General features: G+C 54.1%; 24 protein-coding genes. 10 read left to right on the top strand and 14 right to left on the bottom strand.

All coding sequences use genetic code 11. The annotated features are described in order from the left end of the window. Window positions 1-7: 7 nt before the first annotated feature. From J0L72_11990 to tilS, 4 genes are all read right to left on the bottom strand, one after another. Window positions 8-2,251, bottom strand: a complete 2,244-nt coding sequence (locus J0L72_11990) for a hypothetical protein (protein ID MBN8691488.1) — start codon at window positions 2,249-2,251, stop codon at window positions 8-10. Further along, on the bottom strand, window positions 2,251-2,598 hold the full coding sequence (locus J0L72_11995) for a tetratricopeptide repeat protein (protein ID MBN8691489.1): 348 nt from the start codon (window positions 2,596-2,598) through the stop codon (window positions 2,251-2,253). Before J0L72_11995 ends, J0L72_11990 begins: the two co-directional genes overlap by 1 nt. 66 nt (window positions 2,599-2,664) lie before the next feature. Then, window positions 2,665-4,623, bottom strand: coding sequence for an ATP-dependent zinc metalloprotease FtsH (ftsH, locus tag J0L72_12000; protein ID MBN8691490.1), 1,959 nt, complete (start codon window positions 4,621-4,623; stop codon window positions 2,665-2,667). An 81-nt stretch (window positions 4,624-4,704) separates the two neighbouring features. Then, entirely contained in the window at window positions 4,705-6,036 is a 1,332-nt protein-coding gene (gene tilS, locus J0L72_12005; GenBank protein MBN8691491.1) for a tRNA lysidine(34) synthetase TilS, read from the bottom strand. Between the two features lie 125 nt (window positions 6,037-6,161). Here tilS and J0L72_12010 point away from each other — a divergent pair, with 125 nt between their 5' ends. After that, window positions 6,162-6,449 (top strand): ATP-dependent Clp protease adaptor ClpS, encoded by a 288-nt coding sequence (locus tag J0L72_12010; GenBank protein ID MBN8691492.1) that lies wholly within the window; start codon window positions 6,162-6,164, stop codon window positions 6,447-6,449. Further along, complete coding sequence (locus J0L72_12015) at window positions 6,437-6,745, top strand: ATP-dependent Clp protease adaptor ClpS (GenBank protein MBN8691493.1); 309 nt, start codon at window positions 6,437-6,439, stop codon at window positions 6,743-6,745. Before J0L72_12010 ends, J0L72_12015 begins: the two co-directional genes overlap by 13 nt. A gap of 72 nt (window positions 6,746-6,817) precedes the next feature. Here the strand turns inward: J0L72_12015 and J0L72_12020 are convergent, their stop codons facing one another. From J0L72_12020 to J0L72_12030, 3 genes are all read right to left on the bottom strand, one after another. Beyond that, entirely contained in the window at window positions 6,818-7,177 is a 360-nt protein-coding gene (locus tag J0L72_12020) for a hypothetical protein (GenBank protein MBN8691494.1), read from the bottom strand. Between the two features lie 86 nt (window positions 7,178-7,263). Then, window positions 7,264-8,175 carry a DUF4434 domain-containing protein gene (locus J0L72_12025; GenBank protein MBN8691495.1) on the bottom strand — a complete coding sequence of 304 codons (912 nt, stop codon included), beginning with the start codon at window positions 8,173-8,175 and terminating at the stop codon, window positions 7,264-7,266. 80 nt (window positions 8,176-8,255) lie between these two features. After that, the gene (locus J0L72_12030; protein MBN8691496.1) at window positions 8,256-8,870 is read right to left on the bottom strand and encodes a superoxide dismutase; all 615 of its coding nucleotides are present in this window, start codon (window positions 8,868-8,870) and stop codon (window positions 8,256-8,258) included. Window positions 8,871-8,956: 86 nt separating this feature from the next. Between J0L72_12030 and J0L72_12035 the strand changes: the two genes are divergently transcribed. The 4 genes from J0L72_12035 (at window position 8,957) to J0L72_12050 (ending at window position 12,842) form a co-directional block, all read left to right on the top strand. Beyond that, a complete protein-coding gene (locus J0L72_12035; GenBank protein ID MBN8691497.1) occupies window positions 8,957-9,430 on the top strand; it encodes a DinB family protein in 474 nt (157 codons plus the stop codon). Window positions 9,431-9,497: 67 nt separating this feature from the next. Then, on the top strand, window positions 9,498-11,219 hold the full coding sequence (locus tag J0L72_12040) for a cellulase family glycosylhydrolase (GenBank protein MBN8691498.1): 1,722 nt from the start codon (window positions 9,498-9,500) through the stop codon (window positions 11,217-11,219). Between the two features lie 4 nt (window positions 11,220-11,223). Next, the gene (locus tag J0L72_12045; protein MBN8691499.1) at window positions 11,224-12,306 is read left to right on the top strand and encodes a PEP-CTERM sorting domain-containing protein; all 1,083 of its coding nucleotides are present in this window, start codon (window positions 11,224-11,226) and stop codon (window positions 12,304-12,306) included. A gap of 68 nt (window positions 12,307-12,374) precedes the next feature. Beyond that, window positions 12,375-12,842 carry a methylated-DNA--[protein]-cysteine S-methyltransferase gene (locus J0L72_12050; GenBank protein ID MBN8691500.1) on the top strand — a complete coding sequence of 156 codons (468 nt, stop codon included), beginning with the start codon at window positions 12,375-12,377 and terminating at the stop codon, window positions 12,840-12,842. On the opposite strand, the gene eno is transcribed toward J0L72_12050, so the two are convergent. Beyond that, a complete protein-coding gene (gene eno / locus J0L72_12055) occupies window positions 12,839-14,131 on the bottom strand; it encodes a phosphopyruvate hydratase (protein MBN8691501.1) in 1,293 nt (430 codons plus the stop codon). The genes J0L72_12050 and eno overlap by 4 nt on opposite strands. Before the next feature lie 73 nt (window positions 14,132-14,204). Here eno and J0L72_12060 point away from each other — a divergent pair, with 73 nt between their 5' ends. Beyond that, complete coding sequence (locus J0L72_12060) at window positions 14,205-14,912, top strand: succinate dehydrogenase (GenBank protein ID MBN8691502.1); 708 nt, start codon at window positions 14,205-14,207, stop codon at window positions 14,910-14,912. Window positions 14,913-14,914: 2 nt separating this feature from the next. Here J0L72_12060 and J0L72_12065 read toward each other — a convergent pair whose 3' ends face one another. Both J0L72_12065 and J0L72_12070 read right to left on the bottom strand, forming a co-directional pair. After that, entirely contained in the window at window positions 14,915-15,556 is a 642-nt protein-coding gene (locus tag J0L72_12065; protein ID MBN8691503.1) for a hypothetical protein, read from the bottom strand. A 6-nt stretch (window positions 15,557-15,562) separates the two neighbouring features. Then, window positions 15,563-16,546, bottom strand: coding sequence for an FAD-dependent oxidoreductase (locus J0L72_12070; protein MBN8691504.1), 984 nt, complete (start codon window positions 16,544-16,546; stop codon window positions 15,563-15,565). 362 nt (window positions 16,547-16,908) lie between these two features. On the opposite strand from J0L72_12070, the gene J0L72_12075 reads away from it, so the two are divergent. The 3 genes from J0L72_12075 to J0L72_12085 all read left to right on the top strand — a co-directional run bounded on the left by J0L72_12075 (window position 16,909) and on the right by J0L72_12085 (window position 19,865). Next, entirely contained in the window at window positions 16,909-17,601 is a 693-nt protein-coding gene (locus J0L72_12075; protein MBN8691505.1) for a PEP-CTERM sorting domain-containing protein, read from the top strand. 193 nt (window positions 17,602-17,794) lie between these two features. After that, window positions 17,795-18,499 carry a PEP-CTERM sorting domain-containing protein gene (locus J0L72_12080; GenBank protein ID MBN8691506.1) on the top strand — a complete coding sequence of 235 codons (705 nt, stop codon included), beginning with the start codon at window positions 17,795-17,797 and terminating at the stop codon, window positions 18,497-18,499. 115 nt (window positions 18,500-18,614) lie between these two features. Then, window positions 18,615-19,865: a PDZ domain-containing protein gene (locus tag J0L72_12085; protein ID MBN8691507.1), complete on the top strand. Its 1,251-nt coding sequence runs from the start codon at window positions 18,615-18,617 to the stop codon at window positions 19,863-19,865. Here J0L72_12085 and J0L72_12090 read toward each other — a convergent pair. From J0L72_12090 to J0L72_12105, 4 genes are all read right to left on the bottom strand, one after another. After that, window positions 19,862-20,704, bottom strand: a complete 843-nt coding sequence (locus J0L72_12090) for an ABC transporter permease (GenBank protein ID MBN8691508.1) — start codon at window positions 20,702-20,704, stop codon at window positions 19,862-19,864. The genes J0L72_12085 and J0L72_12090 overlap by 4 nt on opposite strands. Next, window positions 20,697-21,707: an ABC transporter permease gene (locus J0L72_12095; GenBank protein MBN8691509.1), complete on the bottom strand. Its 1,011-nt coding sequence runs from the start codon at window positions 21,705-21,707 to the stop codon at window positions 20,697-20,699. The genes J0L72_12090 and J0L72_12095 overlap by 8 nt, the downstream gene beginning before the upstream one ends. Beyond that, the gene (locus tag J0L72_12100) at window positions 21,704-23,086 is read right to left on the bottom strand and encodes an ATP-binding cassette domain-containing protein (GenBank protein MBN8691510.1); all 1,383 of its coding nucleotides are present in this window, start codon (window positions 23,084-23,086) and stop codon (window positions 21,704-21,706) included. The genes J0L72_12095 and J0L72_12100 overlap by 4 nt, the downstream gene beginning before the upstream one ends. A 101-nt stretch (window positions 23,087-23,187) precedes the next feature. After that, a complete protein-coding gene (locus tag J0L72_12105; protein ID MBN8691511.1) occupies window positions 23,188-24,054 on the bottom strand; it encodes an NAD(P)-dependent oxidoreductase in 867 nt (288 codons plus the stop codon). Window positions 24,055-24,073 lie beyond the last annotated feature (19 nt).

Consider the following 24,073-nt stretch of genomic DNA (forward strand, 5'->3'; position numbering starts at 1 on the left):
GATTATTTTAGTCCAATTCGGAGCTTGGAGTAGACGAACGACTAGTAAAAATGAACGTTGCACAGCCCGCAACAATTACGAGCGATAGCAAAACGCCAAGAATTGGGCTCAGCGTGATGCCACCTGTCGGGGCGTAGGTGAACACAACCTCGCCACTTTCGGCGAGGTCAGCTTCAAGCCAAACTCCGCCCTTGAGTTCAATCGGCTTCCCATTTTGGCTCGCCTTCCATCCAGAGATTGCACGCTCGTGAACAATGAGCCTGCCAGGACCGGCGGACACCACGATCGAGGATGCGCCCTTCGATCGAGCCACAACAGGATTGCCATTGAGCGTCGCATAGGTATTCGAGCCGATGACCTGCTTGTCCAAAGTGCTGGAAGACTCCCCACGGACAGCGGTCCAAACCTCGCTAACCCCAGTGCCAGAGAGTTTTGTAGGGTCCACACCGCTCGGTGTCAACATCATGTTGCCATTGGCAGGAGGTGCTGGATCTTTGCCAAAAGTATCTTTGAGCATGTCCACGGTGGAACGACTGATGAGAGAATCGTATCCTCCTAGCTGCCTTGTTCCCAGAAGCAAATTGAGGTTCGGTGGTGGACCAGAATCTGGGCTGATTTGAACCATTTGCCAATCAGGCACGACAATCGCCACCCGCTTGATCTCGCCATCTTCTAACTTGGCTTGTGCCGGAATTGCTCCAAAAGTCAGTGGCGACGCCAAGTAAGTTGGGAGCCAGGCAATCAGCGCCCCGACCATAAGCATCCATCGCTGACGGGATGCATCCTTCTGCAGGGCATACGCGATGATCAGGAGTGAAATCACCCCGATCGAAAGCCCTTGGAACGGCATCACCGAGCTCTGGACGTAGGCGCCCAATCCTTCTGCTGAAATGAATGTTGGAAGAGTTGGTGCGAGTAGGCGAACCGCAAGCGCGAAGATCAGGAACACGAAAGCGAAAATCATGCCGAGCAGCTGGGGGTTCTTTGCGGGCGGGAGTTTGGACCGTAGCGGAACAACTTTGGCACTCGCGGCTAGAAGGCACAGCGATAGCACGATCAGAACGCCTGCTCTACCTGGCGATCCAGTCGCGGACCAGCCCGGCACCCCAAAATACAAGGCTCGGCAAAGTGGTGATGCTGTTGCCAGCAGCAAACCAACCAGCGCCACCGCGATCATTGCGCCACTCCCCGAATTCCGTCGAAATAGGCTGATGCCAGCAAAGGCCAGCACGAACGCGCCGACTCCAATCGCGGATTCAGCATAATTGGAGCCCCGCTTGATTACCGATGGCCAGAACTTTGTTAAGAGTTGATATGGGGCCGGGCCAAATTGGTTGCTCGTCCCGAGGAGGTCAGCCGCTCCGATGGACCCTAGTTCGAACGGCTGTAACGCCGATGATGAATAGGCAGCGTAGCCAGCCTCGGTCGGGGCACCTCGCCGGTGAGATTCCTTGGAATACTCCATTACTGGCCCCAATTGTGGGAGTGCCAGACCGGCTCCAATCAACAGCGTCACGAACATGACCAAACCGGTCACTGTTCGCCGGTCAACCATTTGCACGATCCAAAACACTCCAGCACCGATGAGGCCATACACAGCGAATTGAAGGTGCCCCGCAAGAAGCATCATGGCAACCGGGAAGCAGCCGAGAAGCCCAGAAAGGACAGCCCGGTGGCGGTCACCCTCCATGCTTTTGGCGATCGCCAACAATATCCACGGAATCCAGCAAACAGTCGAGATGACGCTGGGAAGTGCGGTCCAGCTCAACATAAATGCGCTTAGCGCAAAACTCGTTCCGGCCAGCGTTGCAATGAGATCGTCGCCACCAAAGTGCTTCCCTACAGCTCGAACTCCCGCCCCTGCGATGATCAAATGAATCAACGCAAGCAATGCCATCGCAGGTTGAACAGGCACCTGCAAAATTCCCAGGATCACATGAAGTGGATACAAGCCACCTGACTGGGAGTTTGCCAGCAAGGGTGCGCCGCCGAGAACATAGGGGTTCCACGCGGGGATTTGAAAATGCGCCCAGGAATCCAAGACCAGCAGACGCCAGCCATAAAATTGGAGGACGCCGTCCATTTGAAGGATGTCAAACGGTATCGCGACGGGCTCGCCCTTTGACCAAGGAAGAAAATTTGCGATCTGATTCCATGGCCCGATACCCTGGCCGCCAAACAAAGCAGGAATCAGCACCAAGATCGGCGCAATGTAGAGGATGATCGAGTCTGGAACGTTGCGGCGAGCCATCAAGGACAGTATACAGACTGTCTCATCGCGTCTTCGTGGGTTGGATCGAGCCGCAACACTTCATTGAAATTCGCGCAAGCTTCATCCATCATCCCAAGCATCATCTGGGTCATCGCCAGGTCGTATCTGGCCTTGACGTGGGATGGATTGGCCGCTACCACCTTTTCGAGAGTAGCGAGGGAGTCGTCGAACTCACCTTCAAACCCCAACACCAAGCCTAACTGCCAAAGCGCATTGGAATGGTCGGGTTGTGAGGACAGCACCTGATTGAGGAACTGCTTAGCCTCATCGTATCGGCCATCGCAGCGTGCCTCAAACCCTCGTTGGTAAAGCTCGTCGATGCTCATAGTGCTCGGCGGGCACTGGCCAGAACTGAGTGCTGGTCAGTGCCTTCAACCGTACTTTACCACGACTTACGCCGTGCCGGGTTCTAGTCTTCCCTGCGGCGGAGCAGAAACTGACTTTTCGGCGTTGTCGGTATCGACTGCTGGAGTTCCGCCGAACGGATCGTCTTCAACTTTCGGCTCATCTTCTTTGGCTTCCGATGGAAGTCCCATGATCGCCAAAAATTCTTCTCGATCGATGGTTTCGCGTTCCAAAAGGGCCTGAACGACGGCATCCAACTTCTCGCGATTTTCCTTGAGAACTTGGGTTGCGCGCTGGTGCTGAGTCTGGACGATTTGGTGCACTTCCTCATCGATCAGCCGTGCCACATCTTCGCTGTAGTCACGATCTTCCATGTAATCGCGACCCAGGAATGGGCTACGGGAAGATCGGCCCAAGGCCAACGTTCCGAGCTTTTCGCTCATTCCGTACCGGCAAACCATGCTCCTTGCGATTTGGGTGACGCGGCTCAAGTCACTGATGGCACCTGTCCACCGTTCGCCGTAGACGACTTCTTCTGCGACTAATCCGCCGAGCGTCATCGAAATATCATCGAGCAGCTGACTGCGGCTGATATGGCTACGATCTTCATCTGGGAGGGACCAAGTGATACCTAGCGCCATGCCGCGAGGAAGAATGGTGACCTTGTGAATTGGATCGCAATGCTCCATCAACTCGCCCACAATCGCGTGACCCGCTTCGTGGTAGGCCGTGATTTCGCGGTCCTTTGCCAGTTGAACTCGGCTGACGCGTGCTGGTCCAACCATGACGCGGTCCAGTGCCTCTTCTAACTCTTCCATACCGATCTTGCTCTTGTTCCGCCGAGCGGCAAGAAGCGCCGACTCGTTGAGTGTGTTCGCAAGGTCCGCGCCCGTAAAGCCAGGCGTGCGCTTGGCGATCTTGGACATCGTGACGTTAGATTCGAATGGCTTGCCCTTGGCGTGGATATTCAAGATCGCTTCGCGACCTTTTGCATCAGGTGAGTCCACCACGATTTGGCGATCGAATCGGCCCGGGCGAAGCAAGGCAGGATCCAAAACATCAGGTCGGTTGGTGGCTGCGATCATGATCACGCCCGAGTTCGGATCGAACCCGTCCATTTCGACCAAGAGTTGGTTCAGCGTCTGCTCGCGCTCATCGTGACCGCCGCCAAGGCCGGCGCCTCGTTGGCGTCCTACGGCGTCGATTTCGTCGACAAAAATGAGGCATGGGCGATGTGCCTTTGCGGTTTCGAAGAGGTCGCGAACGCGTGCCGCACCGACACCGACGAACATTTCGACGAAGTCTGATCCCGAGATGTGATAGAACGGGACTCCTGCTTCACCTGCGACGGCGCGTGCAAGGTGAGTCTTACCCACGCCTGGAGGCCCTGTCAGCAAAATGCCTTTAGGGATCTTCGCGCCGAGCGCAACATACTTCTTAGTGTTCTTCAAGAAGTCGACGATTTCCATCAGCTCTTGCTTGGCTTCTTCGATCCCAGCAACGTCTTCAAACGTGATCTTCGATCCACCCTCGCCCATCCTCTTCGCACGGCTCCGACCAAAGCTCATCGCTTGGTTGCCGTTTTGTTGGGCAGGACGCATAAAGAAGAAGTAAATGAAAACGAACGGCAGAATCCCGATCGCTAGCCAGACCAGCAACTGAAGAACTTGACCAGAAACGGGTGGCTCAGGAAATTTGACCTTAACGCCAGCTTGCTGCAGCTGCTCCTTGAGAGGTGCGGCAGGTGGTTCGTTAGGCGCGGACCCGACCAAGACTTCGTAGGTGGAGCCGCCCTTCAGCGAACCAGTGATTCGGTTCCCTTGCCAAACGCCATCAACCACGTTGCCTTTGTTCACTTCACCCACAAAGCTGGTGTAGTCGTAGGTCACTGGCTTTTTGGGTGGGGTCAGGCTCAGGCCACTTCCATTGCCAAAAAGATTCAGCAGAAAGAAGAGAGCGAGTGCTCCCACCAGTGAAATTACAATTGATCGTGCTGCTTTATTCAAACTTGCTCCAACTGAAACGCGCGGATTCCTTATTCTGTACGCTCAAAAACACGCCGCAGTTCACAATACATTATGCCGCTTTCAGTCCGATACCGGACCGAAGCTAAGCCAGAGTTTTGCAGAACTATGCGGTGTGACCTTGGTCCTATCGGCAACCGCAATCCCAGGAACCCAAATCGGCCCAACCATATCGCACACCACGGGCAGCTTTCGGCGGCAAAGCTGGCTCAGCTTGCGATCGGTGGCGATATCTCCAATCAGCTTTGTGCCATCGAAATTGATCGGCTGGATTTTCATTCCATCTTGAATCCCGACAAGATGTAGATCGCCCTTGATCGCACTTCGATCCAAAGTGACCTTGAGATGGTTGGAGTCTTGAACGAATGGCTCCTCCCCTTCGTGATCGGCGCAAATCATCCACCCAAACGAGTCGGCTAGAGTGTCGCCGGGAGTTTGCAAAATGCCCCGCTGTAGCACGACATTCGACTGCCGATAGATATGGACTTTGTCCGCCAAAATCTGCAGCGTGACTTCCCCACCTTCGGCGGTGAACGCTCCTAGATCAGCCTTTTGAATGGCATCCTTCACGGACTCGGTGATTTCTCGAGAAAGCTCTGCACCAAGCACGCGGCAAACCAAACGAATTGCGCGGTTCAACAGTACTTCAGGCAGGTGCGCGAGTCCTTGGCGATCCAAGCACACCTCTTCGTTTCTAGTCAGAAATTCGAGAGGGCCGTTCATGCTCACGACCAGCTTTTCAAGCGCGCCCGCGCCGGCAGAATCCAGATACTGATCTTCCTGCGAAATGATCTCCGTCATTCGGCAAACGGCCGCATCAAATCCCGGATGCAGTTCACGCATAACGGGCACTACCGATGCACGGATGCGCGACCGAGCATGGTGCAAGTCGTCGTTCGCCGGATCATCATGGAACCAAAGCCCTCTTTCGGCGCAAAACCCGCGAGTTTCTTCGCGAGTTACGCTCAAGATCGGGCGCACGATGTTATCTCGGCGTTCGGGAATTCCGGTGAGTCCGCGCATTCCCGCGCCTCGAGTTAGGTTGAGCAGGACGGTTTCGACGTGGTCATCCTGGGTATGACCAGTCAGGATCGCCGCGCATTGAAACTGCCACGCCGCCTTCTCGAAGAACTCATACCGGGCTCGGCGACCCGCTTCTTCGATGCTGAGCCCAAAGTCTTTGGCGATTTTCGGCACATCAGCCCGGCCCGAGATGAACGGAATGTTCAGCGACTCGCAATAGGCTGCGCACAACTCGAGTTCCTGATCGGCTTCTTTGCGCTGGCCATGGTGCAAATGAGCGGCCACAACGTCGAGTCCAGCCTCATCGCAGAGCGTCAACAAACAAGTTGAATCCGCCCCTCCGCTATAAGCGACCAGCAATTTTTCCGACAATAAAGATTGGCGGTTGAGGACCTGTAAGAATCGCTGGCTTAACACGAGCAAATAGTGTACCGATGACAAAAAATCGTTGCGCTCGGCTTAGGGGAGACGAGTAAAATATGTCGCAAATATTCAGTATGAGCCAATCTACTGTACAACTTCAGAACGAAAACTTATCCACCAATTCGGGTGGATACTCTGTCGTGCTCCACAACGACGACCACACGCCATACGCTCTGGTCGTGCAAACACTCATGGTTGCCACTGGATGCCCGAAGGATGAAGCAGAGATCGAAACTTGGGAAGCTCACCATTTCGGCAAATCGCAAGTCCATTTTTCCGGTCAATCCGAGTGTGAGGCCATTGCGTCGGTGATTGGTCGGGCGGGTATTGTAGCCACCGTAGAACCAGAATGGAACGACTGAATTCCTTCCCAATGAACACTCTGGAGACTCCAGAGATCATCCAAATTCCGGATCAACAGACGGATAAGGGCTGGATTGTCACCGTTCTAGACAATGACTACAACTCGATCGATCAGGTGATGTTTATCTTGATCGTTGCCACAGGCTGCTCGCAAGACGAGGCCGAAATCGAGACCTGGGAAGTCCACCACCTCGGCAAGTCGGTGGTGCATCATGGCGGAGAGAAAAAGTGCCGCCGAGTCGCAGAAGTCATCCGCACGATCGGAATTCAGGTTCTCGTCACCAAAGAGGACTGACCCAAAAATAAAAAATGGGCCGGTACTTTCTCACGGTACCGACCCGAATTGCGCACTCGCAAACTGTTTTCGTTACTTATTCGTCGTTCCAGGATCGCCCACGGCGCCTGGTCGACTGCCCGGTCCGGCGCCTTGGCCCTGACCTGGACGAGGGGTAGGAAGTTGCGCTTCTTTCACGACTTCCAAACTGTTTTTATCAAGCCGAAGGACGCGGTTGCCTTGCAACACGTAGACCGCCGAGTTGTCCACGGCGATCGCGCCGCCGCCACCAGCTCCAATTCGCTGACCTTGACCCTGGCCCTGACCTTGGCCTTGACCGCCACCCGGGCGCGGGCCGCTTTCTTGAGCCACGACTTGCTGGATCGTGAGCGATGACACCAACACTGCGGCGAGGATGCCGCCCCAAATGGTTGCTTTGCTTTGAATTTTCATTTTCGTCCCCACAACTTGAGGGCTGATCGCGGTTCAATGCGAGCAGGTGAAGGGACTAGACGCCTGGCCGGCAACGATGTTCAGTTCTATTCCAAAGAAATCTGAAAATGCTCGCAATACCGGTCAAACAGGTTATGTGCGGCAGGATAACAGGAGTGCGGCGAGACAAAGTGAGGGAATTCGAACGTGATGATCTTCTCGGCGACTTGGCTGGCCGCCTCCATCTTGAACCGCAAATACCGCCAGTCCGCGGGAGGAAACTTGATCGGCATGTCCCGGTCAAACGATTCCAGATTCGACCAGATCGTCATGCCGTGCTTTTTGCCCAGCGCCGCGATTCCCTCCACAAAGTCAGGCAGCTCTTGATAATGAACCTGACCATCTTGGAACGCGCAAATGTCGATCACCTCGTGCGTCTCCGCGAAGATTCGGTCCCAGTGGTCAAAACTTTCTTCGAGCGTGAACGCGTTCTCACCGAGCTGCTTCGCCCCTTGAGGATACGGAGAGATCAGCACGGGAAGGTCAGCGAGCTGCTTGCAATGCGCGCCGATCTGCTTATGCAATTCGATAATGTGGGCGTCGTTCTTCCCGGTTTCGTGGGTCTGATACCAACCCGCGAACGATTTATGATGCCCATACCGAGCGTACGCCTCATCTAGGAATTTCTGGTTGAGCTCGATCTCCTTCCAATAAGTTCGCCGCCACCAGAAAAAGCCGCTATCGTACGTTCCGAAAAACACCTTGATGCCAAATTCGTCGGCAAGGCTGTAGAAGATTTCACCGATGTCTTCGTAGACTGGCAACAAGTCCGGAATGACCTTGCTCGGGAAAATGCACTTGTTGCGGTATCCCGCGCGGATGATGATGACGGTGTCAATGCCGATCTTGGAGTACAGCTCAAACTCTTTGCGCCACTGTTCGCGGCCCCAATTCTGGCTCGGAATATCGTGGGTGATTTCATCCAAAAACGTGCCAGTGATTCGAAGCGTTTGAGCCATGACGAAAAGGTTACCCGGCAACAAAAATCGCGCCCAGAGTCATTTGGCTCCAGGCGCGAATTCGTTTCGATCCAAAAACTTCAGAATCGAGCGTTGACGGCATCCCAATCAATCACTTGCATGAATGCCTCGATGTACTTCATCCGGGCGGTCTGGAAGTCCAGATAGTACGCGTGCTCATAAACGTCCATCGCCAGCAGCAGAGTGTTGTTCCAGGCTGGGAAGGTGTCTTGAGCGTCGCCGATGTAGTTGTGAACGCGCTGCTCCGCGTGGTCATAACCCAAGAAAACCCAGCCTCGACCCGCCATGCCGGTGGTCTTCCAATCGGCAGCCCAGTTGTCGAAGCTGCCATAAGCTTCCTTGATCAAATCGGCGACCTTGCCGGTCGCTTCGCCGCCTTGACCACCGATGGTGTCGAAGTACACGTTGTGGTTGATCAGCCCGCCGTAAGCAAACGCATAGTTCACCTTTAGCGCGCGCATCTGGCTGAAAATCTGGTTGCCCTTGGAGGGGTCAATCTCCATTTCGGCGAGAGCTTTTCGAATCTCGTTGGTCTTGTTGGCGTACCCTTGCCACAGCTTCAAATGCTCATCGTGAGTCTGCTTGCTGATCCCGACGCGTTCGGTCGAATAGACCTTCGCAGGAATGGCGGATGGGACCTCGACAAGCTTGGGTGAAATGGCTACTTTTTCCATAATGTTCCTATTTTAGTAAAGATTGTTTCTCTTCTGCTCTACGACATTTTGCCCAACAAAATTCGAGCTGTGTGTAAACTGAAGGCATGATTCCCTATCTCGTTTCTGCTCCGCTGAACTCGCTGATCACCATCGAGAGGTTGTATAAGCAGTTGCCATCCGGTCGGCTAGATGCCCGAATCGATCCTGATCGGTTCACGCCTCGAGAGATCGCCGCGCACCTCGCGGATTGGGAGCCGATCTTGCGGCACCGCATCGAATCCATGCTGAGCGAGGAGAACCCAACTTTGGTGGTCTACGACGAAGGCGAACGCGCGCAACAAAATCGGTACTGGGAGCAGGATGTCGCCACTTCGCTGCGCACCTTCCGCGCCGAAAGGGAGAAGTCGCACCAGCTCATTTCTGGGCTGAATCGCGAGCAGATGATGCGACCAGGACTCCATCCCGAACGCGGCCCCCTGACCGTGATGGAGCTGGTTCAGATGCTCTCGGGTCACGACCTGTATCACATCGAGCAGCTCACCGAAGTCCTCGCCGACGACGCCATCGGCACTTGGTGAAAAATTAATCAAAAAAGTTTTTCAATTGACAGGAAACCGTCTTATAATCCGGACAGGAGTAAAGACAATGTCAAATTTACTTAGAACATCACTCATCAGCGCAGTCTCCGTATTCCTGACTGCAGCGGCGTTCGGACAGGCGAACTCTGAAGAACACGATCCGCTTCCAGGAAATCTCCAACGAGGGGGTGTGAATATCATAAACGTATGGTCCTGCAACTACCGATACAGTTTGGGACAGCCGGTATACAACACCAAGCGCGCAAAAGTGATGCTCGATTACGGCGATCCTGGTCATACTTGGCATGATTTTGATCGCATAGCAAGCGACGGAGGCAATAGTTATGTCAGACGATTCGGACATATTAGAATTGCGATCGATCCGGTGGCATTCGGCGCAGATCACGGCAGCCCAGAGTGCAACTTGTCTGACTGGGGTTGGACTGGCTGGACCACCGCAAATCTTCACGGATGGCAGACAGTTAAGCCGTCGGAGAATTTTAAGGAGCTCGCTCGTGACGTCATTGAAGCGAAAGCAAGGGGCCTCGACGTCATCATCGACTTGCACCCAATTTACGTCTCTGAATACGATTTCCACAAGCAGTGGTACAACCAGTCGGCTACCAGTTGGCCACGTGGTGGTTTGTACGTCGAAGATCTATGCACTGCGCAGTCCATCCTACCAATTCACACGGGCGAATCCGTCCATCCTCTACCTCGGTTTTGGAAGAGCTTTGTTTACAACCTTCGGATGAAGCTTGACAGTCTGTACTTGAACGAGTATCCGTATCTGATTGAGAACACTGAAGAAGAGGCATTTTATCCACTTAAAGGTGTGCATTTCGAAATTCTGAACGAGCCGTTTGTAAATTTCTATGCGAACAGTGAACCTCGATATTCAGTTGGGTTAGCAAACGGCCATAGCGAGCTTAGCTACAAACAGTGGCGCTACAACATGCTACCGATCTGGAAGGAATTACAGAATTCGGCGATCAAGGCAATCTATAGCGAAGCGGACCCGAATTACTGCCGGGTTATCGCTACCACATACAATTCTCTGTTTGATAGTTATGGCGATATTCCAAATCCCGATCCAAACGGTTCAGGCTCATACCAGTTCGAGCCGTTCAAAGCAGAGGACTTCCCTCCTGGCATGGATTATGCTAGGAGAGTCATTTATGCGTTCCATCCGTATTTGCCTTTCCATTACACCCATCCACATGTCGCATCCTTCCCCCCAATTAGTAGTAGAACCTACTATAAGCTCAGAGACTATGTGAATAGTTTTGAGAATCTTGCTTACCCTAGAAAGTATAAAGACAATATATTAAAGGATGATCCTACGCCGAACGAGGATCCACATCAAACATATATCATTGTCAATAATTGGAGAAAGAACTACGATGTTCCAATGATAGCGACAGAGTTTGGAGCAAGATCCGACGGCGTGCCCGGAAATGACTTCGGTGTAGACGGACAGCCAACGGCTCCGGTGGGATCACAGCGCGCGATTGAATGGAATATGAGAGACTTCTACCACTACGATATGCGTAAGCTGATGAACAAAGATGCTTGTGGCTGGACCATGTTCGACTACATCGGTAAATGGGGCGCGATGACGAATAGGTACTTGGATTGGTTTAAAGTGCCAGCAAATACGCCTCCTCCTTACCCGGATATTGAAGAACTCTTCGTCCGTGGTGCTAGGAATGATTACGGCGAATTGGACCAGGCAATGGTCCAAGCACTCTTCGGAGATTACAGGCCTGATGAGGATTATTGGCCGTAACTTTATGAATAAGCTCTTGATCACTTCTGCGATGACCGCTGGCCTTCTGGCCAGTGGTCAAGCCATCACTTGGACGATGCAGTCTATCGCCGTCCCCGGAGCTTCCAATAATCTCCGGATTACCGCATTCAATAGCCAGAGCACGATGGTGATTCGTGACGACAATAACGGCAACATCTACAAAAGACTAAGCAATGGCCAAATCACGCAGTTTATTGCGCCAATTCGATTTGCTAGTGCAGACGCAATAAACGAATACGGAGATATTGCGGTCACGGGAACCGATAATTCAACAAACCCTTCAACTCCCTATGTAAAAATGTGGAATGCAAATGGGTCGATTGAGAACTGGAGCTATCCTATTCCGCCCGGAACAGGAGCATCGCTTACACTCCTAGGGCTAAATGAAACGCGGCAAGCGGTGGGGTACGGTGTTAGATTTTCGCCCGATATGTACGGCGCGTGTGCATCATACTCCCCGACTTCAAGCATGGTTTTGACCGATCTTGGAGGAAGTTTTGCCAAAGATATCTCGAACGATGGCACCATTGTCGGGATGAACGAGTACCGCCCGGGCACCTGGGACCTCGCAGGTAACTACACAGCACTCCCCTTGCCCGTCGGCGATACGTCCGGCGCAGCCCATGTCATCACCGAGTCTGGATACATTGCCGGATACACCAGGAGCGGTTCGCAGTTCTACATGACGATCTGGTCGAAGTCCACTCGGCAAGTGCTATATCACATCCCGGCATATGTTTCTGGCGCAGTCGGAGCCTACTTCGTTTATGGCATGTCGATGAACGAGCACATGGACGTGGTTTACAGGGGTGCAAATGGTGGCAAGTTCTGGAGCGCGGGAACCGGTGTGGTTGACCTACGTACCAGCATCACCAATCCAGTTTCAGGAATCACGTACGCTTCAAGTTTGAAGATCAATGATAATAGAGAGATCGTCGGAGGATATGCCGTCGGTTCAACATCCTACAACAACGTCCTCTACACCCCAGTCCCAGAACCTTCCGAGTTCGCGGTGATGGGCATCGGGATCGTCGGCCTACTCCTGGCCCGAAGAAGAAAGAAGTAACATACCGGGCGGATTGTCCTTCAGGATGACCCTGTGATAGGAATGCAGAGTATGACTGGGTGCCGCCCGTGAACCCTTTTCGGATCGTTGTCGAATCACCAGTTGGGCCGTTTGCCGTCGCTGGATCGGACCGTGGGATATCGAGTGCTGGATTCGACCCCGAGAATGGCCCGCTGGTTTCCACGCCGTTTTCTGCCCGCGTGCAGTCTGAACTTGAGGCGTATTTTGCCGGGAATCTGAAGCAGTTCAGCGTTCCGGTTGACCTCCGTGGCACCGAATTCCAGCGCAAGGTTTGGCATTACCTGATGGAGATTCCGTATGGAGCGACTCGCCACTACGGCGAAGCGGCGAACAGCCTCGGCGACAAGAACCTCGCGCGGGCGGTGGGTGCGGCGTGCGGACAAAACCCGGTTCCGATCTTTGTCCCTTGCCACCGAATCTTTGGCAAAGATGGAAACTTGGTGGGATTTTTGGGCGGGATCGAGCGCAAGCGGTTTTTGCTCGCGCTCGAATCCAACCAGTCGAGCCTGTTTTAGCTCAGCAGTTTGCCGATCTTTCCGAAGGCGGCGGCCCCGGCGTACTCGGCATTTGAACCCAAGAGTTCTTCGATTCTCAGAAGTTCGTTGTACTTTGCCACGCGGTCGGTGCGGTTTGGCGCGCCTGTCTTGATCTGCCCGCAGTTTGTGGCAACGGCGAGGTGGCTGATGGTGGCGTCTTCGGTCTCTCCGGATCGATGGCTCATCACGGCGGTGTAGTTGTTGCGCTTGGCGAGTTCGACCGCGGCCAGAGTTTCGGTGAGCGAACCGATCTGGTTGACCTTGACCAAGATGGAGTTGGCGCAGCCTTCTTGGATGCCGCGCAGAAGTCGCTTGACGTTGGTGACGAAGAGGTCATCCCCCACGAGCTGGCACTTTTCACCGATGGCGGTGGTCAGAGCCTTCCACGAATCCCAGTCGTCTTCGGCGATGCCGTCTTCCATGCTGATGATCGGGTACTTCGACGCAAGCTCCACGAGATAATCCACTTGTTGCGCGCCCGATTTGACCTGGCCGTTCTTGTAAACGTAGTTGCCGTCCTTGAAGAACTCGGTCGCGGCGGCGTCGATTCCGAGATAAACCTGCTTACCGGGTTCGTAGCCTGCCTTTTGAATCGCTTCTAGAATGTAGTCGAACGCGAGTTCTTGCGAATCGAGGCTTGGCGCAAATCCACCTTCATCGCCTACTCCGGTCGCGAGCCCCTTTGATTTCAACACGCCTTTGAGGGTGTGGTAGATCTCGCATCCCCATCGCATCGCCTCGCTGAAGGTTGGCGCGCCGACGGGCAGGATCATGAATTCTTGGAAATCGACGTTGGAGTCTGCGTGCTGTCCGCCGTTGAGAATGTTCATCATCGGCACTGGAAGTACACATGCGCTCACGCCTCCGACATATCGGTAAAGCGGCAATCCGGTGGCGGCGGCGGCAGCCTTCGCGACGGCGAGCGATACGCCCAGGATCGCGTTGGCGCCAAGCTGAGATTTGTTCTCGGTTCCGTCGAGTTCGAGCATGATTTCGTCGATATCTTGCTGCTCGGTGGCGTCCATATCGACAATCCGGGTGGCGATCGCTTCATTCACATTTTCGACCGCGTTGAGAACACCCTTGCCGAGGTATCGCGACTTGTCTCCGTCGCGGAGTTCGACCGCTTCGAAAGCACCGGTGGATGCTCCGCTTGGTACCGCGGCACGGCCAAACGAACCGTCTTCCAAAATCACATCAACTTCGATGGTGGGGTTGCCCCGAGAGTCCAAAATTTCACGTGCGACGAGATCGATAATTGCCGTCATGGTGCTTTAGATTGTACCGGGAGCCGGTTGCTGACGAAACAGTTCCCATAATTCGCGTAAAATACGAAGAGGCATGGCTACCGCACTTGCAAAAGAGAACTATTTACTCCACAAGCTTCATTCGCTTTCTGGAGTGGTCCCGGTTGGGTTCTATATGGTCCAGCACCTGACGCTGAACACCTTCAGCCTGGGTGGACCGAAGTACTTTGATGGTGTTTTGCACTTTTTCGAGAGCATGCCGAAGCACATTTTGCTCGCTTTGGAAATTGGCGCGATCTGGATTCCGCTTGCCTTCCACGCGATCTATGGATTCTTCATTGCTCGTCGCGGCGTGCCAAATCTTTCTAACGCCGCCTACAAGTACCGCGAGAACTACTACTACACGCTCCAGCGAGTGAGCGGTTTGTTCTTGTTGCTGTTTCTTGCCTATCACTGGATCAGCACAACCGCGGTGAAGATGGCCACGAATAGCATCGCTCACATCGAATACGCCGCCTGGGCACCGAAGCTTTTGGCCAATGGCGGAATCGTCTTGCTGGTTTATATCTTAGGGACTCTGGCCGCGAGCTACCACCTGGCCTATGGCATATGGATGTTCTGCATTCGATGGGGCATCACGGTCAGCGAAACCTCTCAGATGCGAATGCAGAAGTTCAGCACCGCCTTCTTTGTCGTGCTCTGCTTGCTTTCGTGGAGCGCTTTGGGCGGATTCTTGATGTACAAGACCGCTCCTAAGGAAGAAGTTCGGACGGTCTACGTCCACCCTTCGCAGATCGTTTAGGATTACTTTCGGACGATTCTCATGTCGCCTCGCTCGATTACGAGCGGGGCGCCTTTGTCATCGACCACCGTGCGGGCCGATCCTCCACCTCGTTCGATCACGATCTCGTGCCCAGCGACGGACTTTCCTGCGAGTTTGATGCTGACGGGTCCGTTGTAGGTGCTGGTTTCGAGCATCCATTGGAAGTCGTTGAGGTCGAAAACGTATGCCGATGCTCGGTCGCCTTTCTTCGGCTTGATCGTGTCGAACCAGAAAATCGATGCATTGCTCTGAGGCGCGCGGTCGCTGATTGGCACCGATTTGGGTACCGGGGTTTTGCTTCCTGTCGCTTCGATCTTGGCGGCGGTGGATGAAAGTTCAGCGACGATCAACTTGCGGTCCGTGCCTTGAACGGTTTCTTGGATCTTGCGGGTGGCGGAGCCATCGCTCGCGTAAATTGTCTCTTGCCGCACCCGAGCTTCTTTGCCCAAACTCTTCAGCACCATCGTCGAAATGACTTGACGCTGACCGTTTTCGAGCGACCTCAACGTATATTCCGCCGTGCCGATCTGTGAATCGGAGAGCAAGACGTTGTAGGCGAACTTGCGCTCTACCGCGGGCGAGGTCTGCATCATGATGGCGACGAGTAAAGGCGTGATTGGCATGGCGAGTTAGGCAAATTCCTTGATAAGTCGTTCGGCGGCGAGAATTCCAGTTTCAAAGGCGAGTTCGACACGTGCCCCCATGATTCCATCTCCCGCCACGATCATTCGGCTGTTGAGTGGGTTGGCAGAATCGAAGGTGGCCGTCGTTTCGGCCTGTGCGAATCTCCACCGCTTCACTTGTGAGACGACTGGCGCGGCAAACGGTTTTCCATAAACGCGCTCGATGGCAGAGATCGCTTCTCGGGTGATTTCGTGATCGCTATCTTCGAAGTGGGTGCTGCTGTATTGCGCGCCGAACTGGACGACAAACGCCGTGTGCCCTTCTGGAGCACGACCGGCGCACTTAGCTGATTCGACGCTGATCCAGACAACGCTACTTCGCTGATCGGAATCGACTAGGGCGTGATATTTGAGCTCTGGCAGTTCTTCGGCATAGCCGAGCATCACGCAAAGACAGGTTCGGTAGCGAACGTTGCGCAGATGCCTTTGCTCCTTTGAGTTGAGCAGAAGTGCTTGCACTTGCGGTATTGGGCATGTGAGCACGAGAGCATCATAGGATTCTCCGTCGACAACGTATCCATTGTCGGCCACGATTTGCTTCACTTCGGTGCTTGTGCGAACATCCAGGCCGTCCGCCATGAGCTTGGCGAAATCGGCAATTCCCGCACTATATATATAGCGATCGATTTTCATCTTCGCCGGATCGCCTGGCGAAGTGCGTCCATAGGCGACTGTCCACACTGGCCGCTCAATTTTTTGAAGGCCGTCTTGAGGAAGAAGATTGAAAAGATATTTCTCGATCGTTCGCCCTCGCGGTGCAATGCTGGTCGCTCCAAAATCGAAAATGTAGTCCCCAAGGGTTCGCGTCGCCACTCGACCGCCGACTGATTTGGACTTTTCGAGGACAACTGGAGTGTGTCCTGCCTCAGCAAGTCGTCTCGCTGCCGCAAGGCCCGCGACTCCTGCTCCGACGATTGCGATCCTACTCATACAGCGTTTTGCCCCGAAATCAGGTGCATTTTTGGCCCATTTCAAGGCCCTTGCACCATCAAATTGGTTTTACCTTGAATTGTACGGGGGCCATTTGAGCGTTCTGCGGATGCGCGAGGAGCAAAATCAACCTGGTAAAGGTACGGTATTTGGGACCTCGATATGGGCCAAATTGAACAATTTTGAACCTGAGTGCAATTGTTGTAGTCAAAAAGTGCGAAAGGACTTTTGAAAACCCTTGTCGGTTGGCATGGTCCCTGCTATAATGGGACTTGATGTAGGAGATCGGCTGTAGGCCACGGGCTGAAAGCTGTGAAGCCTTCTCAGTCCTAATCCTTATCTTAGAGGTAGAGGTGGTAAATATGAACATTCGAAATATCGCTCTCGTTGCTGGCATCGTTATGGTCGGTGCAGCCAACGCTCAATCGTTCGAGCTGAAAGCCGGTGCAGGCGCGACGCTCTCTGGCACAACTTTCACAGTCGGCGCAACCGGTCCTTTCACAGTTGAACTGTGGTTGAACACTGGTTCAGCTGCAACGTCAATCACTTCGATTAACTTCGCTCTCGCTTTTGGAAACGCTGTTGGTTCCGGTACTTCCGCAACCCCAGCTGCTACAAACAAGCTCCAATTCGTTAGCGCTGCTTACGCAGGTGACGGCCTTGCTGCATTCGGCACTCAATTGGGTACCGCATTCCAAGTCCGAGGCGCTGCTGCTACCATTGCATCGGGTGCTAACTACACGAACAATCCTTATCCAATCGTTGTCAATAACGCTCGAGGCGCAGCTTCGGCACAAAACATTGCTGGCGGTTCGTTCAAGCTTGCTTCGTACACCTTTAACCACTCCTTGGCTGCTAACACCAGCGCAGTTGACGTTCTGTTCGCTGCAAACCAAGGTGGCACAGGTTCTGCACAGAACGGTGCTTCGGGTATCACCGGTTCGCGATTCGGTTCGGTTAAGTACAGCGTTCAAGCAGTACCAGAACCAGGCACTATGCTTGCTCTCGCTGCAGGCCTCAGCGCAATCGCTGCTCGCCGACGCAACAAGAAGTAAGTCCTTTCTTTTACATCTTGGAAAGTTGAAAATTGGACCGCCTCGGCGGTCCAATTTTTTTGTGCAGATTTTCAAAAAGCTAGCTAGAAAATTTGCCAGAATGATTGTTTTCTGATATGATGATGTTAGCAGTAGATCTTGGAGAGGGCGAAATTGTCGCCAAAACGATCTAAAGCTAATGTAGGAGAACTTAATGAATCAGTTTCGCAATCTTTTGCTCGTGTCTGGGATTCTGTTGATTGGCGTGGCCAATGCCCAATCCTATCAGCTTAAAGCAGGTGCTGGTGCCACTCTCAACGGAAATATGTTCAGAGTTGCTGATACAGGGTCATTCACGATCGAGGTGTGGATGAACACTGGCGCAGCTGCTACTGATATTTCCTCCTTTAATGTCGCTCTCGCCTTTGGCAAGGCGGTTGGTTCGGGTGCTACAGGCACCCCAGATCCATTCAACAAGCTTCAATTTCAAAACGCGACTTACCATGGCGTTGGATTGGATGCGTTTGATACGCAATTGGGAACCGCATTTGAAGTCAGAGCTGCAGCAAGTATCGTGGGAGCAAATTCCAACTACGGATCAAATCCTTATCCGATTATTGTGAATTTACAACGCGGCGCGAGAACCCAACAAAACATCGCCAATGGCTCGTATAAGATCGCTTCCTATACGTTCAATCACTCCCTCGCTGCTGGTGGCGACACCGCTATCGGAGCTCTATTTGCTGCCGATCAAGGTGGAAACTCAACTTTGGCTCCACAAAACGGTTCGTCAGGCTACACCCATTCTAGATTTGGATCGATGAAGTACAGTGTCCAAACAGCTCCTGAACCAGGCACCATGTTTGCTCTCGTTGCTGGCCTCAGCGCCATCGCAGCTCGCAGAAGAAACAAGAAGTAATCCACTCGGATTAGCAAGTGTCACCAAAATGGACCGCTTTTGCGGTCCATTTTGGTGTCCAAACCCTCTCAATTGGAACTCAAACCGAGTTTTTTTCATATACTTATCAACACAAATGAATTTAGCTGTCCGATCAACCCTGCTCTCCCTCGTCGTCGTGGCGAGTGCGCAAGCCGCCGCTCCTGAAATCTCTGCTGATCAGAAGAGTTCGCTCCTTGAAATCATTAGTCAGCGAGTCACTCGGATGGCATTCGTCCCTGGGGCAGACTTTAGCAAATGGCCCGATCACCTAGCAAAGCACAAGGCTTCGATTGATAGCGCGCAAGATAACGCCACCTTCGCCGTCGCCGTCAACGAAGCTCTCGGTGAATTTGGATTCAGCCATATCAGCGTGCTCACTCCAGCGAGTGCCGAGGCGAGGTCCACCGGGCAGCAAGTTGGCATCGGAATCTACTTAGAAATCACCCCAGAAGGGATCAAGATCAAGTCTGTTCTCCCAGACTCGCCTGCTGATAAGGCTGGACTTAAGCCGGGCGAAACAATTGTCGAAGTGAACGGGGTCAAGCCGACCAGTCGCTCTGTGCTGGAAGGTGCTCCTGGCACCGTGTTCGACATGAAGATCAAGGCTCTCAACGGAAAGACCCGGATGACGAAGGTGACCCGAGCGGCGTTCTCGACCCGTCCGCCAATCGAGCTCCGATGGATCAAACCGGACACGGCATATATCAAAATTTCATCGTTCGAAGGTGCAACCACAACGAATAAAGAGGCCGGATACAATGGCTCGCGAATGGCTACGCTCATGCAAGAGGTTAACGCCAAAGCCAAGTTCATGGTCCTGGACGTCCGCAACAACCCTGGTGGATTTGTGATGAGCATGCAAGACTGCGCCGGATTCTTTATCCCCAAAGACAAGCCGCTCGGCACCTGGTTGACCCGAAGTATCGTCAACCGGTTCGTAAAAGAAACCGGTAAATCAGCCAACGATTTTGCTGCATTGAGCGAGTGGTCTCCAGCAAAGATGTTCCCCGCCAAGAAGGACGTCGTGTTCACCGGCAAGTTGGCCGTTCTCGTAAACGGTGGCACGGGTAGCGCGGCTGAAATGATCTCCGCCTCACTACAAGAGCAAGCGGGCGCCAAGGTCTTTGGGACGAAATCGATCGGGATGGTGCTGGCCGCAGTGATCACTCCGCTAAAAGAAGGCTGGCAGATGATGATCCCAATTCAGGATTTCATCACTAGCAAGGGTGTGCGACTAGAAGGCCGCGGAGTGATTCCGGATACTGAAATCAAAACCGAACCAGATGGCGTCAAGGATCCTGCTTTGGATGCCGCCGTCAAGTGGCTAGGCTCGGCAAAGTCTTAAGGCTGGCCGAGCCCGGTCGGGGCTTTTGTCTTTCCAACGAATCCCATCAGCGTGATGAGCGTGATCAAATACGGCATCATGCTCCAAATCGCTGCGGGCAATTCAACGCCCATCACCGGACGACCTTGTAACTGGATTTGAACCGCTTCAAATGCGGCAAAGCCGATGCAGGCGATCGCCGTTTGAACGGGCCGCCAACCTCCGAGAATTAGCGCGGCCAAAGCGATGAACCCTCTACCGGCAGTCATCATGTCGGTGAAGTTGCCGCTATTGCTGACAATGAGGCAACCCGACAAGCCGGACAAAACTCCGGTCACAATCAGCGCCCGGAAACGCACGTCCAGCGGATTGATGCCACTTTGTCTGGATTTGCCGGGATGATTCCCGACCGCCAAAATGCGTAATCCAGCGCGAGTGCGGTACAGCGCGAACCAACTGATGGCTGTCGCGACCATCGCGAGCCCGGCGAAGATCATCACTGGATAAAACGTGGCGCGTGGACCAGTTTCCATGAACTTCTTAGCCACGAAATTTGTGACCCCGAACGCCAATAGGTTGATCGCCATACCCGCCAGGATGTGCTCAAGGTCATAGAGCTGGGTGAGCGCATAGTGCATTAAGCTGAGCACAATCGCGGCAATCACACCCGCCAGAATCCCGAGTAACGGATTGCCTGAATTCGCAGAAACCAGCGCAGAGAAACAAGCTCCCGCGAGCATTTTGCCCTCTAGCGCAATGTTGATCACGCCGGAGCGCTCGCTGAACAATCCGCCCAATGCCGCGAGCATCAAGATCGAAGCCATGACAGCCAGATTGGTGAAGAAGGATTGATCAAGCATCGGCAGACCTCGAATTTCGCGCTCGGAGCGCAGCAACGATTACGATAAGAAGGGCGAACAGGACATTGCTGATTCCACTCGGAATTCCGAGAATCTGCACCATACTCGCGCCTTGCCCGAGGATCGCAAACGCCGCTGCGCTTCCCAAAATCATGAGTGGATTCGCGCCCGCCAGAATAGCGACGCCGAGGGCATCGAAACCATATCCACTACTAAACTGTTCGTACATCCGGAATTCGTAGCTCAGCAGCTGGAGCGCACCCGCAAGACCAGCAAGCGCTCCGCTACTGATCATGGCCTTCAGAATCACTTTGCGTGAATCGATTCCGGCAAACTTCCCTGCGGTCGGATTTTCACCTACCAAACTGAGTTCGTATCCACCGACCGTTCGGCTAAGCCATCGCGAAAAAAGAACGACCAAAACGAGGGCAATGATTACACTGAGGCTGACCGTCACGGGCATCATCGTACCGGTGTTTGGAACCCGGCTTGATTCGGCGAGGGTCGAACTGGTGGGGTAGCCCGCGTTCGGATCCTTGAGCGGACCGCTCACCAAAAATGAAACGAGGAGCAGCGCAATCTGGTTGAGCATGATCGTGCTGATGACTTCATGCCCCCCTCGGTAGGCTTTCACCCAGCCCGCTGGGAGAGCCCAAAGCGCTCCAGCGATCGTGCCGCTGGCAATCGCCAAGACAACTCCGACTGGGCCAGGCACTTTCGAACCGACCGCTACTGCCGCCAGCGCGCCTATGCTGAGCTGACCCTCGACACCAATATTGAAAAGCCCTGCCCGAAGCGCCCAAAAGACGGCGACTCCGGCGATGGCGAGAGGAGTGAATCTCTTCAGTGTGTCTGTGGCGAGCACCGGATTCGTAAAGCTGCTGGTGAGCAGCTTGAGGAGAACCTCGCCGGCTGGAGCATTGCCCGACGAAACCGCAAACCCGAGCATCACCACCACAATGGTGATCAGGATCGCCATACGAGTTTTCAGGCTCAGGTTCATTCTGCCCCCACCATCAATTGGCCCACGGTGGCGCGGTCTTTCACCTTCGCCTCCTTCATTTCTCCGCCATTCATCACCAAGATTCGGTCGCAGAATTCGAGAAGTTCGTCCAGATCAAAGCTGACGACCAGCGCACCGGCGCCCGCCGAACACTGTTGGCGGATGCCTTCATAGACGGCACGTGTCGCATCAATATCCAGTCCACGAGTAGGTTGAAACGCAAGGATCAACTTTGGATCTTCGGCGAGGGCGCGAGCGACTACAAATCGCTGTTGGTTGCCTCCGCTAAGCGCTCCCATCGGCTGGGATGGCCCACTGCACTTCGTGTTGAATCGGGCGATCATTCCCTCGGTCTTGCTCAATAGTTCCTGCCGCATGATCTGCCCTTTCACCTGAAATTGGGGCATCCGCTGGAAACCCATCAAGGCGTTTTCGCTAAGGGGCCAACGTTCGACCACGGCCTCCGAGTGCCGATCTTCGGCGATGAGTCGCACACCAAGTTCCACCCGCTCGGCAGTCGCTTTTGAGTCGATTGGATCGCCATACAGTTTACTTGCACCGGTCGAGCTCGGCCGCACTCCAAAGAGGTTTTGCAATAGTTCTTTTTGGCCGTTACCATCGACACCGGCGATGCCAACTAGTTCACCGTCATACACGTCGAAAGAGACCGATTTGACTGCGTCATCCCCGCGATCACCTTTCACTGTGAGGTTCGATACTTCCAGGGTCTTGGTCGTTCGAGTGACTTCGCGCTGTTCGAACGTGGCCAATGAGTGCCCGACGATCAGTTCGGAAAGTTCTTTGGCGTCCAAGCCGCTCACAGGTCGATTGGCGACCTGCTTCCCGCCACGCAGGACGGTCACATTCTTACTAAAATCGAAGACTTCTAGGAGTCGGTGAGTGACGAGCAGGACAGTGGCACCGTTTGCCGTCAGTTTTTGTAATGACTCAAACAACGCCTCTCCATCGGCGGGACTGAGCATCGCCGTAGGTTCGTCAAGGATCATGATCCTCGCGTTTCGCCAGAGCAACTTTAGAATCTCGAGCTTCTGGGCACCGGCAGGTCCAAGGGTTGAGGCTTCTTTGTGCCAGTCGAATTGGAAACCCATTTGGTCCGCAAGCTCCTGCGCCCGGGCCGCGGCTGTCGCCCCGTTGAGAAACGCGCCCGGCTCTGCTCCCAGCATCAAATTCTGGAGGCACGTCAATTCCGGAATCACGGCGTAGTGCTGACTGACCATGCCGATCCCGGCAGCAATCGCCTCCTTACTTGACTTGAAATTTCGAACCGTGCCTTCGACAGAGAACGATCCTTCAGACGGAGAAATCGCGCCATATAGAATGCGCATTAGGGTGGTCTTCCCTGCGCCATTCTCGCCCACGATAGCGTGGATTTGCCCAGGTTCTACATCGAATTGAATCCCGCTGAGCGCAGCAAAATCCCCGAACCGATGACCGATATTCTCAAGCCGGACGATCGGATTCAGTTGAGCTCCTCCCCGCTGATATAGGCATCAAAGAGTGCGGCCGTGGTCTGCTCTCCGCGCCCCAGATTATCGAGCCGCTCAAGCAGCTGATCTACCAGGTTTGTAGCCGGCACATCCATGCCGATATCCTCAGCGGCCTCTTTGCAATAGCCGAAGTCCTTGCGCTGATTTTTGATGCTGAAGCCGGGGGTCCAGTCCTGTTGCAAAATCTTCGGCCCGTAATTATCGAATGCCCAGCTCCCAGCCGCGCCACCTTTCAAAAGTTCGTGTGCTTGCTCGAGGTCCAGACCCGCTTTTTGAGCGAACGCTAAGCTCTCGCAAAGTGCCACGAGCGCACCACCGACCGCGATCTGATTCGCCATCTTCATCATCTGCCCCATGCCAGGGCCGCCGACCCGCTCCACTCGTTTGGCATATGCGTCCAATATTGGCTTTGCGCGGGCGACTTCGGCCTCATTGCCGCCACAAAAGATGGTGAGCGTTCCATTGTTCGCCCCCATCGAACCGCCCGTGATTGGTGCATCGACGAACCCAAATCCAGCCTTGGCGAGCTCATCGTGAATCTCCGTGGCGACTCTCGGATGAATTGTCGAATGGTCGATGAACAGCGCACCCGGTTTGGCGACAGGCATCATCTTCGCAACCAAATCCTGGACGTCTTCGCTTCGATTCACGCACAGGATGATCACGTCGCAAATCTGTGCGAGCGCCAAAGGAGTCTCAACCGCCTCTGCGCCCTCCGCGACCAGCGGCGCCGTCTTCGCCTTGGTGCGATTCCAAACCACGAGGTCATGCCCCGCCGCTCGCAGATGCTTGGCCATTGGCGCCCCCATCGTGCCCAGTCCGATGAATCCAATCTTCATAGTGCCTTGCCGGATTATG

Source organism: Armatimonadota bacterium (assembly GCA_017303935.1).
GTDB lineage: Bacteria > Armatimonadota > Fimbriimonadia > Fimbriimonadales > Fimbriimonadaceae > JAFLBD01.

Excerpts from the sequence above, each read along its gene's own strand:
- J0L72_11990 (MBN8691488.1), bottom strand. The coding sequence starts at position 2,251 with ATGGCTCGCCGCAACGTTCCAGACTCGATCATCCTCTACATTGCGCCG.
- J0L72_11995 (MBN8691489.1), bottom strand. The coding sequence starts at position 2,598 with ATGAGCATCGACGAGCTTTACCAACGAGGGTTTGAGGCACGCTGCGAT.
- J0L72_12010 (MBN8691492.1), top strand. The coding sequence starts at position 6,162 with ATGAGCCAATCTACTGTACAACTTCAGAACGAAAACTTATCCACCAAT.
- J0L72_12015 (MBN8691493.1), top strand. The coding sequence starts at position 6,437 with ATGGAACGACTGAATTCCTTCCCAATGAACACTCTGGAGACTCCAGAG.
- J0L72_12020 (MBN8691494.1), bottom strand. The coding sequence starts at position 7,177 with ATGAAAATTCAAAGCAAAGCAACCATTTGGGGCGGCATCCTCGCCGCA.
- J0L72_12025 (MBN8691495.1), bottom strand. The coding sequence starts at position 8,175 with ATGGCTCAAACGCTTCGAATCACTGGCACGTTTTTGGATGAAATCACC.
- J0L72_12030 (MBN8691496.1), bottom strand. The coding sequence starts at position 8,870 with ATGGAAAAAGTAGCCATTTCACCCAAGCTTGTCGAGGTCCCATCCGCC.
- J0L72_12035 (MBN8691497.1), top strand. The coding sequence starts at position 8,957 with ATGATTCCCTATCTCGTTTCTGCTCCGCTGAACTCGCTGATCACCATC.
- J0L72_12040 (MBN8691498.1), top strand. The coding sequence starts at position 9,498 with ATGTCAAATTTACTTAGAACATCACTCATCAGCGCAGTCTCCGTATTC.
- J0L72_12045 (MBN8691499.1), top strand. The coding sequence starts at position 11,224 with ATGAATAAGCTCTTGATCACTTCTGCGATGACCGCTGGCCTTCTGGCC.
- eno (MBN8691501.1), bottom strand. The coding sequence starts at position 14,131 with ATGACGGCAATTATCGATCTCGTCGCACGTGAAATTTTGGACTCTCGG.
- J0L72_12060 (MBN8691502.1), top strand. The coding sequence starts at position 14,205 with ATGGCTACCGCACTTGCAAAAGAGAACTATTTACTCCACAAGCTTCAT.
- J0L72_12065 (MBN8691503.1), bottom strand. The coding sequence starts at position 15,556 with ATGCCAATCACGCCTTTACTCGTCGCCATCATGATGCAGACCTCGCCC.
- J0L72_12070 (MBN8691504.1), bottom strand. The coding sequence starts at position 16,546 with ATGAGTAGGATCGCAATCGTCGGAGCAGGAGTCGCGGGCCTTGCGGCA.
- J0L72_12075 (MBN8691505.1), top strand. The coding sequence starts at position 16,909 with ATGAACATTCGAAATATCGCTCTCGTTGCTGGCATCGTTATGGTCGGT.
- J0L72_12080 (MBN8691506.1), top strand. The coding sequence starts at position 17,795 with ATGAATCAGTTTCGCAATCTTTTGCTCGTGTCTGGGATTCTGTTGATT.
- J0L72_12085 (MBN8691507.1), top strand. The coding sequence starts at position 18,615 with ATGAATTTAGCTGTCCGATCAACCCTGCTCTCCCTCGTCGTCGTGGCG.
- J0L72_12090 (MBN8691508.1), bottom strand. The coding sequence starts at position 20,704 with ATGCTTGATCAATCCTTCTTCACCAATCTGGCTGTCATGGCTTCGATC.
- J0L72_12095 (MBN8691509.1), bottom strand. The coding sequence starts at position 21,707 with ATGAACCTGAGCCTGAAAACTCGTATGGCGATCCTGATCACCATTGTG.
- J0L72_12105 (MBN8691511.1), bottom strand. The coding sequence starts at position 24,054 with ATGAAGATTGGATTCATCGGACTGGGCACGATGGGGGCGCCAATGGCC.